The organism is Aquitalea magnusonii (genome assembly GCF_002217795.2).
Taxonomy (GTDB): domain Bacteria; phylum Pseudomonadota; class Gammaproteobacteria; order Burkholderiales; family Chromobacteriaceae; genus Aquitalea; species Aquitalea magnusonii_B.
This window is the reverse complement of the sequence record NZ_AP018823.1, coordinates 4,146,422-4,160,029: the sequence shown is the minus strand read 5'-3', so window position 1 is coordinate 4,160,029 and position 13,608 is coordinate 4,146,422. Positions and strand designations below refer to the sequence as shown.

Annotated in this window: 16 protein-coding genes; 13 read left to right on the top strand and 3 right to left on the bottom strand. The window is 56.8% G+C overall.

Annotation, left to right across the window (positions count from 1 at the left end; translation table 11 throughout):
• The first annotated feature begins 113 nt into the window (after nucleotides 1–113).
• The 9 genes from DLM_RS19505 (at nucleotide 114) to DLM_RS19475 (ending at nucleotide 7,009) form a co-directional block, all read left to right on the top strand.
• Nucleotides 114–1,199, top strand: a complete 1,086-nt coding sequence (locus tag DLM_RS19505; protein ID WP_089082371.1) for an ABC transporter ATP-binding protein — start codon at nucleotides 114–116, stop codon at nucleotides 1,197–1,199.
• Nucleotides 1,189–2,079, top strand: coding sequence for an ABC transporter permease (locus DLM_RS19500; protein ID WP_089082370.1), 891 nt, complete (start codon nucleotides 1,189–1,191; stop codon nucleotides 2,077–2,079). The genes DLM_RS19505 and DLM_RS19500 overlap by 11 nt, the downstream gene beginning before the upstream one ends.
• Before the next feature lies 1 nt (nucleotide 2,080).
• Complete coding sequence (locus DLM_RS19495) at nucleotides 2,081–2,869, top strand: ABC transporter permease (RefSeq protein ID WP_089082369.1); 789 nt, start codon at nucleotides 2,081–2,083, stop codon at nucleotides 2,867–2,869.
• A gap of 66 nt (nucleotides 2,870–2,935) precedes the next feature.
• Nucleotides 2,936–3,979 carry an extracellular solute-binding protein gene (locus tag DLM_RS19490; RefSeq protein ID WP_089082368.1) on the top strand — a complete coding sequence of 348 codons (1,044 nt, stop codon included), beginning with the start codon at nucleotides 2,936–2,938 and terminating at the stop codon, nucleotides 3,977–3,979.
• 80 nt (nucleotides 3,980–4,059) lie between these two features.
• Nucleotides 4,060–5,094, top strand: coding sequence for a histone deacetylase family protein (locus DLM_RS19485; protein WP_089082367.1), 1,035 nt, complete (start codon nucleotides 4,060–4,062; stop codon nucleotides 5,092–5,094).
• Between the two features lie 618 nt (nucleotides 5,095–5,712).
• Nucleotides 5,713–6,081: a hypothetical protein gene (locus DLM_RS23195; protein WP_145985900.1), complete on the top strand. Its 369-nt coding sequence runs from the start codon at nucleotides 5,713–5,715 to the stop codon at nucleotides 6,079–6,081.
• Nucleotides 6,082–6,083: 2 nt separating this feature from the next.
• Nucleotides 6,084–6,254 carry a hypothetical protein gene (locus DLM_RS23550; RefSeq protein ID WP_197715456.1) on the top strand — a complete coding sequence of 57 codons (171 nt, stop codon included), beginning with the start codon at nucleotides 6,084–6,086 and terminating at the stop codon, nucleotides 6,252–6,254.
• Nucleotides 6,255–6,314: 60 nt separating this feature from the next.
• Nucleotides 6,315–6,695: a hypothetical protein gene (locus tag DLM_RS23545; RefSeq protein ID WP_197715455.1), complete on the top strand. Its 381-nt coding sequence runs from the start codon at nucleotides 6,315–6,317 to the stop codon at nucleotides 6,693–6,695.
• Nucleotides 6,695–7,009, top strand: coding sequence for a hypothetical protein (locus DLM_RS19475; protein ID WP_145985899.1), 315 nt, complete (start codon nucleotides 6,695–6,697; stop codon nucleotides 7,007–7,009). Before DLM_RS23545 ends, DLM_RS19475 begins: the two co-directional genes overlap by 1 nt.
• A 184-nt stretch (nucleotides 7,010–7,193) precedes the next feature.
• Here the strand turns inward: DLM_RS19475 and DLM_RS19470 are convergent.
• Nucleotides 7,194–8,344, bottom strand: a protein-coding gene (locus DLM_RS19470; RefSeq protein ID WP_119313197.1) for an IS3 family transposase whose coding sequence is annotated in 2 segments (ribosomal slippage) — nucleotides 7,194–8,107 and nucleotides 8,107–8,344 — 1,152 coding nt in all. Because the reading frame shifts where the segments join, the coding sequence is not laid out codon by codon here.
• Between the two features lie 522 nt (nucleotides 8,345–8,866).
• Here DLM_RS19470 and DLM_RS19460 point away from each other — a divergent pair.
• The 3 genes from DLM_RS19460 to DLM_RS19450 all read left to right on the top strand — a co-directional run bounded on the left by DLM_RS19460 (nucleotide 8,867) and on the right by DLM_RS19450 (nucleotide 10,304).
• On the top strand, nucleotides 8,867–9,181 hold the full coding sequence (locus tag DLM_RS19460) for a hypothetical protein (protein WP_089082357.1): 315 nt from the start codon (nucleotides 8,867–8,869) through the stop codon (nucleotides 9,179–9,181).
• An 8-nt stretch (nucleotides 9,182–9,189) separates the two neighbouring features.
• Nucleotides 9,190–9,453 (top strand): hypothetical protein, encoded by a 264-nt coding sequence (locus tag DLM_RS19455; protein ID WP_089082356.1) that lies wholly within the window; start codon nucleotides 9,190–9,192, stop codon nucleotides 9,451–9,453.
• A gap of 290 nt (nucleotides 9,454–9,743) precedes the next feature.
• Nucleotides 9,744–10,304, top strand: coding sequence for a hypothetical protein (locus DLM_RS19450; RefSeq protein ID WP_089082355.1), 561 nt, complete (start codon nucleotides 9,744–9,746; stop codon nucleotides 10,302–10,304).
• Nucleotides 10,305–10,407: 103 nt separating this feature from the next.
• Here the strand turns inward: DLM_RS19450 and DLM_RS19445 are convergent, their stop codons facing one another.
• Together DLM_RS19445 and DLM_RS19440 are read right to left on the bottom strand one after the other, a co-directional pair.
• On the bottom strand, nucleotides 10,408–12,024 hold the full coding sequence (locus DLM_RS19445) for an FMN-binding glutamate synthase family protein (RefSeq protein ID WP_089082354.1): 1,617 nt from the start codon (nucleotides 12,022–12,024) through the stop codon (nucleotides 10,408–10,410).
• Between the two features lie 132 nt (nucleotides 12,025–12,156).
• Nucleotides 12,157–12,564, bottom strand: coding sequence for a ribonucleotide reductase subunit alpha (locus tag DLM_RS19440; protein ID WP_089082353.1), 408 nt, complete (start codon nucleotides 12,562–12,564; stop codon nucleotides 12,157–12,159).
• Between the two features lie 174 nt (nucleotides 12,565–12,738).
• Between DLM_RS19440 and DLM_RS19435 the strand changes: the two genes are divergently transcribed.
• Nucleotides 12,739–13,599 carry a DMT family transporter gene (locus DLM_RS19435; protein ID WP_089082352.1) on the top strand — a complete coding sequence of 287 codons (861 nt, stop codon included), beginning with the start codon at nucleotides 12,739–12,741 and terminating at the stop codon, nucleotides 13,597–13,599.
• Nucleotides 13,600–13,608 lie beyond the last annotated feature (9 nt).

Here is a 13,608-nt window from a genome sequence, read left to right as displayed (position 1 = left end):
GATCTGCAGGCCGCACGGCGGCTGACACATTCCCATGCATGCATTGCCAAGGTCCTGCCTGCCGGAGACCGGGCCGGCATGCCCATTTCACTGGTTTCCACAGGAGGACGGCCATGACTGGCAATCGTGTGGCAATTGAGATCGACCATGTCTGTAAGCGTTTTGGTCATGATGAACACGCGGTACTGGCACTGGACAGCATTGCGCTGAAAATCCGCGAGAACGAATTTTTCACCCTGCTTGGCCCCTCCGGCTGTGGCAAGACCACCTTGCTGCGCATGATTGCCGGTTTCGAGGATGTCAGCGGTGGCGATATCCGCCTGTATGGTGAATCGCTGTCCGGCAAGCTGCCCTTTCAGCGCCCGGTGAATACCGTATTCCAGAGCTATGCCTTGTTTCCGCATCTTACCGTGGAGCAAAACGTGGCCTTTGGCTTGGAGATGCGCGGTTTCAAGCAGGCCGACATCAAGCCCATCGTGGCGGAAAAGCTGGAGCTGGTGAAGCTGGGCGGCTTTGCACGCCGTCGTCCGCACCAGCTCTCCGGCGGCCAGCAGCAGCGCGTGGCACTGGCCCGCGCGCTGGCACCGTCGCCCAAGGTATTGCTGCTGGACGAATCCCTGTCCGCACTGGACCTGAAACTGCGCAAGGAAATGCAGGTGGAACTCAAGCGCCTGCAACGTGAAACCGGCATCACCTTTGTGTTTGTCACTCACGATCAGGAAGAAGCGCTCACCATGTCCGACCGCATCGCGGTGATGTCGGCGGGCAAGCTGCAACAGGTGGGCAGCCCGGAGGACATTTACGACCGCCCGGCCAACCGCTTTGTGGCCGACTTCATCGGTGAAACCTCCTTCCTGCAAGGCCGGGTGGCCGATGGCCTGCTGCATTTCGGCCAGGCAGGCAGCCTGCCTGGCCAGGTGCTGGACCAGTCGCACGAGGGGGCTGCCGCACTGGCGGTGCGCCCGGAGCGCCTGCAACTGTCCACCAGCGGCAGCGGGCTGGCCGGTGTGGTGTCCGAGGTGGTGTATCGCGGCGTGGATACCGTCTACACCGTGCAACTGGCCGATGGTCAGCCCTGTCGCGTGCGCAGCAGCAACAGCGCCGGCGCGGCGCGGCTGGCGCGGGAAGGGGATACCGTGGCAATTACCGCCTTGCCGGGAGCCTTCCATCGTCTGCAGGAGGCCGACCATGTCGCTTGATCCGCAACGGCGCTTGCGCCGCAAGCTGCTGCTGGCTCCCACCACGCTCACCCTGCTGTTATTCATGGTGCTGCCCATGCTGCTGATGGCCTGGATGTCGGTGCTGGCCCCGGACACCTACGGCGGCGTGCGCTGGCATGAATGGAGCCTGGATGCCTATGTGCAGTTTCTGTACGAGCGCGATCTGGACGACAGCCTGACGCTCAACAGCGATTACCTGCAAATCTTCGGCCGTTCGTTCTTGCTGGCCGGTTTTGCCACGGTGGTGACGCTGCTGATCGGCTTTCCCACCGCGCTGTACATTGCGCTGAAAGAGGAAAAAACCCGCCAGCGGCTGATCCTGCTGATTTCCATCCCCTTCTGGACCAACCTGCTGGTACGCACCTACGCCTGGATGCTGCTGCTACGCAATGGCGGGCTGATCGACAGCAGCCTGTCGGCGCTGGGCCTGAGTCAGGGCGCACTGGATGTGCTGTACACCCCCACGGCGGTGGCCATCGGCTTTGTCTATTCCTTCCTGCCCTTCATGGTGCTGCCCATCTACACCAGTCTGGAAAAAATGGACTGGCGGCTGGTGGAAGCGGCGTTCGATCTGGGTGCCAACCGCTGGCAGGCGCTGCGGCGGGTGATTCTGCCACTGGCCATGCCCGGCATCGTGGCGGGCTGCCTGCTGGTGTTCATTCCGGCCATCGGCTCCTATTACATCCCCGAGCTGTTGGGCGGCGGCAAGAGCCTGATGATAGGCAACCTGATCCAGAACCAGTTTGGTACCGCGCGTAACTGGCCGTTCGGTGCTGCCTTGTCCTTCATGTTGCTGGCACTGGTGCTGCTGGCGATGGGGGTTTACACCAGGCGCTTCCAGCGCCCTCCGGGAGAATGACATGCAGGCAAGCAATAACTTGTGGCGCTTCCGTGGCGTCACCCCCACCGCCATGCTGGCCTTTGTCTACCTCTACCTGCCCATCGTGGTGCTGGTGGTGCTGTCCTTCAACGCCAACCGCATTGCCACGTTGTGGACCGGTTTTTCCTTCGACTGGTATCTGAAGGTGATGGACAACGACAACATCCTGCGGGCCACCAAAAACTCGCTGATCATCGCCTGCGGTGCCACGGTGCTGGCTACCAGCTTTGCCACCATGGCGGCGCTGGCCATGGCGGGCAGGCGCTTTCGCGGCCAGGCCTTCATCAATGCCATGCTGGGCCTGCCGCTCTTGGTGCCGGAAATTGTCACTGCCGTGGCGTCCTTGCTGTTTTTCCTGGCGCTGGGGCTGGACCTGGGGCTGATGACGGTGCTGATTGCCCACACCGTGTTCTGCATTCCCTTTGCCTACCTGCCTATCCGCGCCCGGCTGGAAGGGCTGGACCCACGGCTGGCGGAAGCCGCGGCGGACCTGTACGCCGGGCCGTTTGCCACCTTCCGCCGGGTGACCCTGCCCTTGATCCTGCCGGGCGTGCTGTCCGGCGCCATGCTGGCCTTCATCGTGTCGCTGGACGATTTCGTCATCACCTTTTTTGTGGCCGGTGCCGGTGCCACCACGCTGCCGGTGTACATCTTCGGCCTGATCCGCATGGGCATCACCCCGGAAGTGAATGCGGTGTCGGCGCTGATGCTGCTGGTGTCCATTGCCTTTGTCGCGCTGTCCTACTGGATGGGCCAGCGCAAGTCCTGAACCGGGTCGGCGGCTGTTCCGCCCCTCATGTTTCGCTTGTTGCACAACATACGAAGGAGAAATGCCATGAAAGTCTGCAAACTGCATTCGCTGGCCCTGGTGGCTGGTCTGCTGGTATCCGCCTCGGCCATGGCCGGGGGCGAGCTGAACCTGTACAACTGGTCCGACTACATCCCGCAGGATTTGCTCAAGCGCTTCGAGAAGGAAACCGGCATCAAGGTGAACCTGGATGTGTTTGATTCCAACGAATCCCTGCTGGCCAAGCTGAAGGCCGGGGCCAAGGGCTATGACGTGGTGGTGCCGTCCGACTACATGGTGAAGATCATGCGCGACGAAGGCCTGCTGGAAAAAATCGACGTCAGCAAGATGCCCAATTTCAAGCTGGTGCAGGCTCCGCTCAACAAGCCGGACTTCGACCCGCAACGCGAATACTCCGCACCTTATATGTGGGGCGTGACCGGCTTTACCTATGACGCCAGCCGCGTGCCGGGCGGCAAGCTGGACAATAGCTGGAGGAGCTTCTTCACCCCGCCGGCCGCGCTCAAGGGCAAGGTGGTGGCGCTCAATGACGTGGCCGAGCTGTACAAGGCCGCCGCCATCTACCTGAAAGTGGACCAGTGTACCGAAGACCCGAAGCAGGCCAAGCGCATCCAGGACCTGCTGGAAGCGCAAAAGCCGATGCTGGCCATGTATAACTCCGACGGCACCATCGAGCGCATGCAGGCGCAGGAAGTCATCATGCACCAGCAATGGAATGGTGCCGCCTACCGCACCCGCCAGAAGCTGAAGTCGGCGGTGTTTGTCTATCCGAAAGAAGGCATCCCGTTCTGGAACGACAATCTGGTGATCCCCAAAGGTGCCAAAAACCGCGATAACGCGCTCAAGTTCATCAACTGGATGATGGAGCCGAAGAATATCGCCGAAGCCTCCAACTTCACCGGCTACAACAACGCCATCAAGGGCAGCTCGGCCTATTTTGTCGCCGACCTCAAGGCCGACCCGGCCATCAACCCCACCGCTGCCATGCGCGCGCTGTTTGTGCCCAACAAGAACTGTTCGGCCAAGGCCAATGCCCTGCGCGACCGGGTGTGGACCAAGCTGAAGAAATGACACTTGCCGGCTGAGGCCGGCTTTCCCTTGCAAACACAACACAATGCCGCTGGCTTCCCACCCGCGGCAAGGAGACCTGCATGCTGACGATTTACAGTGACGACCACCACCTGCACCACGGCAATGCCGAGCTGATCGACGGCACTCTCAAACCCTGCTTTGAAATGCCCAGCCGCGCCGACATGGTGTTGCAGCGGGTACGGCAAACCGGGCTGGGCGACATCATCGCCCCCACCGAACACGGGCTGGAGCCGCTGTTGCGCGTGCATGACGCCGGCTATGTGCGTTTTCTGGAGCAGGCCTGGAGCTTGTGGCAGGCCGAGGGCCGCAACCACGACGCGCTACCGCTGGTATGGCCGGTGCGCGGCCTGCGCACCGACCGCATTCCGCAGGACATCGACGGCCTGATGGGCTATTACTCCTTCGATGCCGGGGTGCCGATCACCGCCGGCACCTGGCAGGCCATCCGTTCCTCGGCCAATGTGGCGTTGACCGGGCTGGATACCATGCTGGCCACCGGGCACAGTACCTTTGCGCTGTGCCGTCCGCCCGGCCACCATGCCGCGGCGGATTACATGGGCGGCTATTGCTACCTCAACAACGCCGCCATCGCCGCCCAGGCCATGCTGGACCGTGGCGCCAAACGGGTGGCGATTCTGGATGTGGATTACCACCACGGTAACGGCACGCAGAGCATTTTCTATCAGCGCAGTGACGTGCAGTTTTTGTCCCTGCATGGTGACCCGACGGTGGAATACCCCTTCTTCCTGGGCCATGCCGACGAGACCGGGGAGGGTGCCGGGCTGGGCTTCAATCACAACTACCCGCTGGCCCATGGCACGGACTGGTCGCACTACGGCCCGGCCCTGGCCGATGCCTGCAGCAAGATTGCCGCCTACGCACCGGACGCACTGGTGGTGTCGCTGGGGGTGGATACCTTCGAGCAGGACCCGATCTCCCGCTTCCTTCTGAAAAATGCCGACTACCTGCGCATGGGCGAGGCCATTGGCGGACTGGGCCTGCCCACGCTGTTCGTGATGGAAGGCGGCTACGCGGTGGAGGACATCGGCGTGAATGCGGTGAATGTGTTGTCCGGTTTTGAGAGCGTGGCGTAGTAAGACCCGCTAGCAAAACCCCCGCTCCAGCGTTGCGCCGCCTTGCCGTACGCCATGTACTGTCTGCGGCGGCGCACCTTGGCGCGGGTTCTCTACGCGGTTTTGTTAGCGGTTCTAAATAACAAGGCCGCGTTGCGGCCTTGTTTTATCTCCTTCTTCTCCAAGCAGATGGCCGCGTGGCTAATTACCTGTATCTGTCAGACCTGCCAGTTACGGCGATGCTGGAAATGAATCTATTGTCGTGCTTTCTGTATTCAGCAGATGGCAAGGCAGAAACTCCAGCGAATAGCTAATCAAATTTCTTGTCCTTGTTTTCTGAATTTGCCAAGCAAATTATTTGATATTCCTTGACCAGAAATTTTCTATGTCTGGTCGGTAATGGGGTTCGGTGTCAATCACCGTATTGATTGATGTCGCAAGACAAAACAGGAGCAGGATATGAGGAAACGCGCCATTGCCGTGAGTGGTGATCTGAGTACCAGCAAGCCACCGGCCAGAATCATTGGAACCGGGCGTGGCAAGATCATGGGCTTGAACATGATACTGGAACGGGACCGATTTCAATGTCCGGTCTGTAATACTACCGGATATATTATTTGCATAGGGCCACGGAATGTGATGAACGAAATTCACGCAGGCCAAACAAGAGCTGTGGCCTTGCATGGTGATATCTGTTGCTGTGCATGTGAGCCAAAACCACGGCTGAATGCAATTTCACAGCATGTCGCCCATCACACCGTTGCCGATGAAATAGCACCAAGTCACATCCAGCCTGAATCAGATTCAGCATCCCAAAATAGCAAAGTAAAGTTTAATGATTTCTATCAATTACTTGATGAAGATGGAGTTCCCATTGCGCATGCCGAGTATGCGCTTTCCATTAATAATGGGGAGCCTGAATATGGAATAAGCAATGCACAAGGCCATACGCATCTACTTGCCTCAATTGCAGAACAACATACTGTTGATATTTATCTGGAGAGCTAAGCATGAACCAACAGATTAAATCGCCAAGCACAGGTAAAACACTGATCAAGGTAGCAAGCAAACAATTAACGCCAAGCTCGGATAGCAGTGTCAAGGCCGTAACAGTTCCACGAGAGATGATTGAAGTCATTATCAGTGACTCCAGAATGGTCAGCCAAGGCTCACAATGGTGACACGCTGCAATTGTCATTGACGGAACAGTATATAGCCGTGGGCATGAGGAGTACGTGACGATGTCCAAGGATGTTTATATGAATGGAGGTGTGGTTCAACGTACCTTAAGTAGAGAAGACGTTAGAGGTCAAGGGTATCGTGATAATATTGGATTAGTTCTTTGGGTTTCTCCGCGAGAAAAAATAATCGTCGAAAATGAATTGAAGCGTCGAGTAATGCATGATAGAGAGCATATTAAGAAAAGTGGTTTGGGACATAGCCGGTATAGTGTTTTTGACGATTCTTGTTCGTCGAATATGGCGGATGCACTAGAGTTGATTGGTATTCTGGCGCACGACCCGCGTTGGTTGCCATTCCCGGTTACACCGGCTGAATTACTGGCAGTATTAGGGAAGTCGAATCGTTTGGTAAAGAAAAATTACTATCCAAAGACAAGATAATGAAATTAACTATGTTGTTCATCGGTATTATTCTTGGCGCATTAACAGCACCCCTATACCATCGGCTGGCTAGTCCTGTATTTTGGAGTAATTCGGTTGAAGTGATTGAAGTACATTTTGAGTCCGCAGTCATTACGGCATTTAAAACGGAACAGGGGAAGGAAGCTGCATTTTTAATCCATAAGGGAGCACGTTGCTATCGAATGGATGATGAGTCCAGCTCATTTGCTAGGATTGATCCGAAAGATTATATGATACTAAACAAATTTGTCATCTGCCCAGGCTTAGGTGCCGGTTGGGTAAAGGGTCTATGATGCTATAGCGGATTGTAGTTTTCATATGATCGGTGCTGTATATGGACAGTATTGGACAAGTCTAGTGTTTTCTTCAGATAAATATCTACCTCAGGATAAAGCAAAATCATGAAGTTACCTACACTGCTCATCGGCATGATTCTTGGCGCTGGGACTGTATTCATATTGAATCGCCCCGGCTTCTCTAGACACTCTTGAGCCGTTGGAAATATTGCTTCTCAAACTCTACCGGCGATAGCCCGTTTGCGGAACCATGCCGGCGTTTCGGGTTGTAGAACATTTCGATGTAATCGAAGATATCCCGCCGGGCCTCCTCCCTGTCGTGATAGGTTTTGCGCTTGATGCGCTCCCGCTTCAGCAACTGGAAGAAACTCTCTGCCACGGCATTGTCGTGGCAGTTCCCACGCCGACTCATGCTGGGCACCAAGCGATGAGCTTTCAAGAAGTCCTGCCAATCGTAGCTACTGAACTGACTTCCTTGGTCGGAATGCACCAGTACCTCCTGCTTGGGCTGACGTCGCCATACCGCCATCAACAGGGCATTCAGCACCAGCTCTCTATCGATACGTGACTGCATCGACCAGCCAATCACCTGCCGCGAGAACAGGTCCAGCACCACCGCCAGGTACAACCACCCCTCATGCGTGCGGATATAAGTGATGTCGGTCACCCAAGCTTTATTCGGTTCATTCACGGTGAACTGGCGTTGCAGGTGGTTAGGTGCCACCACTGCCGGGCGGCCACGGTAATGCCCAGGACGCCGGTGGTAACCCGTCTGCGAACGTAAGCCTTCCTGCTTCATCAGCCGTGCCACACGATGTTTGCCGCAGCGCTCACCCTGAGCCTGCATGTCGTCATGCACCTTGCGATAGCCATAGACACCGCCACTTTCGAGCCATGCCTGCTTGATATACCCCAGCAAGCGCTGGTCTTCTCGAGCTCGCGGTGAGTACGGTGACGCTTTCCAGGCGTAGTAGCCACTGGGATGCACCGACATAACACGACACAGCCGTCGAATAGGGAACTGCTGCGCATGGGCCCGGATGAAGGCATACCTTACCCGGACTCCTTGGCAAAGTATGCGGCGGCCTTTTTTAGGATGTCGCGCTCCTCGGTGACCCGTTTGAGCTCTGCCTTGAGACGTCGGATTTCGGCTTGCTGGTCTGCGGGTTCGGCCGGTTGGGCGCGCTTGGGGTCGAAGCGTTTCAGCCATTGATACAGGCTGTGGGCAGATACGCCGAGACGGCTGGCGACTTCGGCCACTGGGTAACCACGCTCGGTTACCTGTTTGACTGCTTCAATCTTGAACGCTTCGGGGAAACGCGGCTTGCTCATGACACCTCCTTGTGGGGCCTAGTGTGAGGCTCGCGAAGTGTCTAGAAAAGGAGGGGCGATTCATATACCACGTAGTTGCTAGGCCAATTTTTTGGCACAAAAATATAAAACTGATCAAACACATTGAGCAAAATGACAGTAGAATTGTCTTCGAAACTTCAGAATTGAAGAAGGAGAAATTTAGGCTAAAAAAGAATGAGTCTTGCTTTCTAATTGACGATGGGGAATTTAGCTTTTTTAAAGCCGACCCCAAAGACTATACAATATTAAAGGCGCTCATCATTTGTCCTGACCATGGGGCTGGATGGATAGATTAGGTATCCGACCTCTGAATCTACCCATGACCTGTTATTTTTATTGATAGGCTGTCTATTATTGATTGCCCATTAAGTACAATTAAATTTGTACTATATTGCTGTAGCGGATTGTAGTTTACATATGAATGGTGCCGATATATGGGCAGTATTGGACAAGTCTAATGTTTTTTTCAGATAAATATCTACCTCAGGATAAAGCAAGATCATGAAGTTACTTACACTGCTCATCGGCATGATTCTTGGCGCTGGGGCTGTCTTTATATACCACCTAGTTGCTAGGCCAGTATTTTGGCAGAACCCGGTTGACGTGATTGAAATAAAATGGTTATCAGCAACAAAGCTTGTATTTACGACGCAAGAGGCCACAAAAAAAGCATTTGCCGTCACTAAAGAAACTCGCTGCTACAGGATGCGAGACGAGTCCAGTGCTTTTGCAATTCTGGACCCGAAAGATTATACGGTTCATGAAATGTTTGTCATCTGCCCTGGCTTGGGTGCCGGGTGGGTATCCGGTCTCTGAATTCACCTATGAAATGGCTAGTTTTATTGATAGGGCTATTAGTCGTCGGCTGCTCTCCGCGTCCGATTAAGGTTGTGGCTTTAAAAAGTATAAATGTCTATAAGCAGCCCGTTGATGGAACGAGCGATTTGGTCTTCAACGTAAAGGCTGGAGATGTTTGTTTTATTATTGATAAACAACAGAATAAGGTCTATCTATTCAAGAAAATGAAATGTAATGACCGTGTTGGTTGGACTCCGGATTGGGCGGATTTTCGTTTCGAGGATGAGTAGAGGCGAATGAAATAAAGAGGGGTTATGAAACTGAGCATTAGGAGGAGGGTTGGGCCTTGCTTCAGAGTACATGAGTTGTATGATGGAAATGGCAAAGGATAGAATAAAACAACTACAGTACCATTAATATATTATTGGAAATATGACTGTTGCTATTGGGAGGGCTGCAAGAAATAAAACGCTATGCCTTTGGGTAAAGGCGCAGCCAATCGCGTGACGGGGCAGCACTACTTCAACTACGAAGAAGTTGTTTCGATGTTTAAAGGCCATGGTGGAAATGTGAGCAAAGAATGAATATCAAGGCTTTTGGTTTATTATTCGCGATTGTTTCCGGTGCAGTGCTGGCCAAGCCTGTTTTCGAAACCTATACGGAAGAAAAAACTACTGGTTGGTCTGGTATATCCAAGATGCAGGCGAAGTTGATTGTCAATGCGGATGCCAATCTGAAGTCTCAAGCCGACAAAGAAATGGCGGATAAAGACATGAGGGCTGGAGACTATCAGCCACTGTTCGCTAGTCGTAAGCTTCCATTGTCCTCCGGGCGCAAATCATTTCTATTCATTCGCCCCAAATCTGACCCGTATTTTCAGACCTTCTATGGTGCGCATACATTCTTCCACTGGATCATGGATGAGCGGAACAATATTGTTTATGCCGGTAATTCAGATGCTTTTCATGTGCTAAGCAGTAGTCATAATGGCATGAAGGACATTCAGGAATCACAGTGCCGTGGAGGCAAGTGTTACTTGGTGAAGCTATCCTTCAAGGCTGGAAGATACGAGGAGTTTTCATGCTCCACGCAAGAGATCGAAGGCGGCAAGATCACGAAAGGCTGTGATCCGGAAATGTAGATCAGAAATACTGAATCTATTGCTATCGGAAAGGCCGCAATCAATCGAACAAAGCAGGCCGAACAGCAAACACTTATCCGGCCCGCCTCATTATCTTGTCAAATCACGCATGGTGCGTGGCCGGCGCAAAGCTGCCCGCTTGCGCCATACGCCACATGCGGCCATAGAACTCGGCCTTGATGTCACTGCCCAGCAGTTCGCCCGGCTGCAAAAACACATGCAGCTGCGAGAACAGGCGGATTTCGGTATCGCTTACCCTGCGTACCAGATGGTGGGCTTCCAGTTGTTCCGGATGGGTGAGGCCGGCGGCGGCCAGCATCTCGGACAGCGCATGCAGGGTATTGCGGTGGAAGTGATACACCCGCTCTGCCTTGTCCGGTACTACCAGAGCGCGCTGGCGCAGCGGGTCCTGTGTGGCCACGCCGGTGGGGCAGCGGTTGGTGTGGCAGCTCTGGCTCTGGATGCAGCCCACGGCAAACATGAAGCCACGGGCGGAATTGGCCCAGTCCGCCCCGATGGCCAGCACGCTGGCAATGTCGAAGGCGCTGATGATCTTGCCGCTGGCACCCAGCTTGATCTTGTCGCGCAGATTCAGCCCCACCAGGGTGTTGTGTACGAACAGCAGGCCCTCGCGCAGCGGCACGCCGATATGGTCGGTAAACTCCAGCGGTGCCGCGCCGGTGCCGCCTTCCTTGCCGTCCACCACGATGAAATCCGGCAGGATGCCGCTTTCCAGCATGGCCTTGGCAATGGCCATGAATTCCCATGGATGGCCCAGGCAAAACTTGAAGCCCACCGGCTTGCCGCCGGACAGCTCACGCAATCGGGCAATGAAGGCCATCATCTCCAGCGGGGTGGAAAACGCGCTGTGGCTGGAGGGCGATACACAATCCTGCCCCAGCGGCACGCCACGGGTGGCGGCAATTTCCGGCGTCACCTTGTGCTTGGGCAGAATGCCGCCGTGGCCGGGCTTGGCTCCCTGGCTGAGTTTGATTTCAATCATCTTCACCTGCGGGTTTTGTGCCTGTCGGGCAAAGCGCTCCGGGTCGAAATGACCTTGCTCGTCGCGGCAGCCAAAGTAGCCGCTGCCCAGCTCCCATACCAGGTCGCCGCCGTGTTCCAGGTGATAGGGGCTGATGCTGCCTTCGCCGGTATCGTGGTAGAAACCGCCCCGGCTGGCGCCCTGATTGAGTGCGCGGATGGCATTGGCGCTGAGCGCACCAAAGCTCATCGCCGAAATATTGAAGACCGAGGCGGAGTAGGGCTGCGCGCATTGCGGGCCGCCAATCTGCACCCTGAAGCCGGCCGGGTCGCTGCGCGGGGCAGGGCGGATGGAGTGACTGATGAATTCGAAGCCGCTGCCATACACATCCAGCAGGGTGCCGAAGGGTTTGTCGGCCTGGGTGTTCTTGGCGCGGGCGTAAACCAGCGAGCGTTGGTCACGCGAGAAAGGCAGTTGTTCGCCATCGGCTTCCAGCAGGTATTGGCGGATTTCCGGGCGGATGGCTTCCACCAGATAGCGGATATTGCCCAGCACCGGGTAGTTGCGCCGTACGGCGTGGCGGGTTTGCGTGAGGTCCAGCACCCCCAGCAGGCTAAGCGCGCTGGCGGCAAGGGTGAAGGGCCACAGCCATTCGATCTGGTGCAATACCAGGCCGATCAGGCTGAACAGAATGCAGGCGACAAAAAAGGCATAGCGGCTGAGCAGGGACAGGTTCATGCGGGCTCCGGCGGGCGTGGGCTGATTGCGGTGTGGTACAGGACAAGGCTTGAGACTTGTCCTGCCTCATCCGGTTCAGCTTAGCGCCCAGGCCGGGGCAGTGCCATGGCTGGTGGCTGCGCCGTGACGGTGTTAATGAAAGCGCACGCTATCACCGTTGCGATCGAAAGCCAGATAACGCGACACATCGCCTCCGGTCTGGATGGTCTGGATCATGCGCTTGAGCGCCGCTTCGATAGCGGCTGCTGCGGGCGGGCCACCGGCGCTGCCATCCAGACAGGCGACAAACATGATTTGCCACGGCTCGCCCATGCGGGCGGATTCGGCTTGCAGGCTGGCAAAGTCCACCAGTGCGTCGGCGGCGCGGTCCAGGCACATGCTGGGCAGCAGGATGCCGCCTTCGCCGCGGGCAAAGCGCTCGGCCTCCTGCGGCTGGTGGTCGTCATGCAGCACGGCCTTGGCAAACACCATCAGCAAGTGTTGCGGTTCGGTTTGTTGGCGGGCCGCAGCCAGCAGGGCGTTGAAATCGGGAATGTCCATGGCATCTGGCACTCGACAAGGGGGAGTGTCGAGTGTGCGGTGGTGGCGCAGCGCTGGCTATTCCCCGCAGTAACTAGTTCCCTCCCGCAGACGGATTAGGCGGCAACAAACCGGGTGCAGCCGGTGGCCAGGGCATTTATGCTGGCTGTCATGTCCAGAAAGGGAGACGCGACAATGAATCGCGACATGGTGGGACTGGTGGTGCTGGCGGCCTTGTGGGGTGGTTCCTTCCTGTTCATGCGGGTGGCCGTGCCCGAACTGGGAGCCTTGCCGCTGATTGCCTTACGCCTGACGCTGGCATCCCTGGTGCTGCTGCCGCTCCTGCTGCTGCGCGGTGGCCTGCCCTTGTGGCGACAGCATTGGCTGCGCATTGCCGTGGTGGGCGTGTTTCTGTCGGCCCTGCCGTTTTGCCTGATTGCCTGGGCCAGCCACAGCCTGCCGGCGGGCGTGGCATCGGTGCTGAATGCCACTACGCCGTTGATGACGGCGCTATGGGCCATTCCGCTGGCGGGGGAGCGCATGCGCTTATCGCGCGCCGCGGGCCTGCTGCTGGGGCTGGCCGGGGTGCTGGTATTGATGCTGGGGCGTGGCGCGGCATTTGACGTGCAGTCCTTGCTGCCGGTGCTGGCCATGCTGGGGGCAACCGCCTGTTATGGCTGGTCCGGGCATATGGCGCGGCGCTGGTTGCCCGGTCTGCCGCCGCTGGTGACTGCAACGGGCAGCCTGTGCAGCGGTGCGCTGCTGCTGGCCCCCCTGGCCTTGCTCAATCTGCCGGCACAGGCACCTTCACCCATGGTGTGGGGCGCGGTGCTGGCCCTGGCCGTGGGCTGCACCTCGCTGGCTTATCTCATCTATTACCGGCTGATCGACCGGCTGGGGGCCACCCGTGCCAGCAGCGTCACCTATCTGGTGCCGGTATTCGGCGTGTTGTGGGGGGCGCTCTTCCTGCACGAGCAGGTGGGGCTGCTGATGTTGCTGGGTGGGCTGCTGATTCTGGGCGGGGTATTGCTGCTGGGCTGGCGACCCCGCTCCTGAGTCGCCAGC

What these genes read in the sequence shown, in the direction of transcription:
- DLM_RS19485 (WP_089082367.1), top strand. Translation starts at nt 4,060, where the DNA reads ATGCTGACGATTTACAGTGACGACCACCACCTGCACCACGGCAATGCC.
- DLM_RS19435 (WP_089082352.1), top strand. Translation starts at nt 12,739, where the DNA reads ATGAATCGCGACATGGTGGGACTGGTGGTGCTGGCGGCCTTGTGGGGT.
- DLM_RS19500 (WP_089082370.1), top strand. Translation starts at nt 1,189, where the DNA reads ATGTCGCTTGATCCGCAACGGCGCTTGCGCCGCAAGCTGCTGCTGGCT.
- DLM_RS19505 (WP_089082371.1), top strand. Translation starts at nt 114, where the DNA reads ATGACTGGCAATCGTGTGGCAATTGAGATCGACCATGTCTGTAAGCGT.
- DLM_RS23195 (WP_145985900.1), top strand. Translation starts at nt 5,713, where the DNA reads ATGAACGAAATTCACGCAGGCCAAACAAGAGCTGTGGCCTTGCATGGT.
- DLM_RS19460 (WP_089082357.1), top strand. Translation starts at nt 8,867, where the DNA reads ATGAAGTTACTTACACTGCTCATCGGCATGATTCTTGGCGCTGGGGCT.
- DLM_RS19475 (WP_145985899.1), top strand. Translation starts at nt 6,695, where the DNA reads ATGAAATTAACTATGTTGTTCATCGGTATTATTCTTGGCGCATTAACA.
- DLM_RS19490 (WP_089082368.1), top strand. Translation starts at nt 2,936, where the DNA reads ATGAAAGTCTGCAAACTGCATTCGCTGGCCCTGGTGGCTGGTCTGCTG.
- DLM_RS23545 (WP_197715455.1), top strand. Translation starts at nt 6,315, where the DNA reads ATGTCCAAGGATGTTTATATGAATGGAGGTGTGGTTCAACGTACCTTA.
- DLM_RS19445 (WP_089082354.1), bottom strand. Translation starts at nt 12,024, where the DNA reads ATGAACCTGTCCCTGCTCAGCCGCTATGCCTTTTTTGTCGCCTGCATT.
- DLM_RS19455 (WP_089082356.1), top strand. Translation starts at nt 9,190, where the DNA reads ATGAAATGGCTAGTTTTATTGATAGGGCTATTAGTCGTCGGCTGCTCT.
- DLM_RS19450 (WP_089082355.1), top strand. Translation starts at nt 9,744, where the DNA reads ATGAATATCAAGGCTTTTGGTTTATTATTCGCGATTGTTTCCGGTGCA.
- DLM_RS23550 (WP_197715456.1), top strand. Translation starts at nt 6,084, where the DNA reads ATGAACCAACAGATTAAATCGCCAAGCACAGGTAAAACACTGATCAAG.
- DLM_RS19440 (WP_089082353.1), bottom strand. Translation starts at nt 12,564, where the DNA reads ATGGACATTCCCGATTTCAACGCCCTGCTGGCTGCGGCCCGCCAACAA.
- DLM_RS19495 (WP_089082369.1), top strand. Translation starts at nt 2,081, where the DNA reads ATGCAGGCAAGCAATAACTTGTGGCGCTTCCGTGGCGTCACCCCCACC.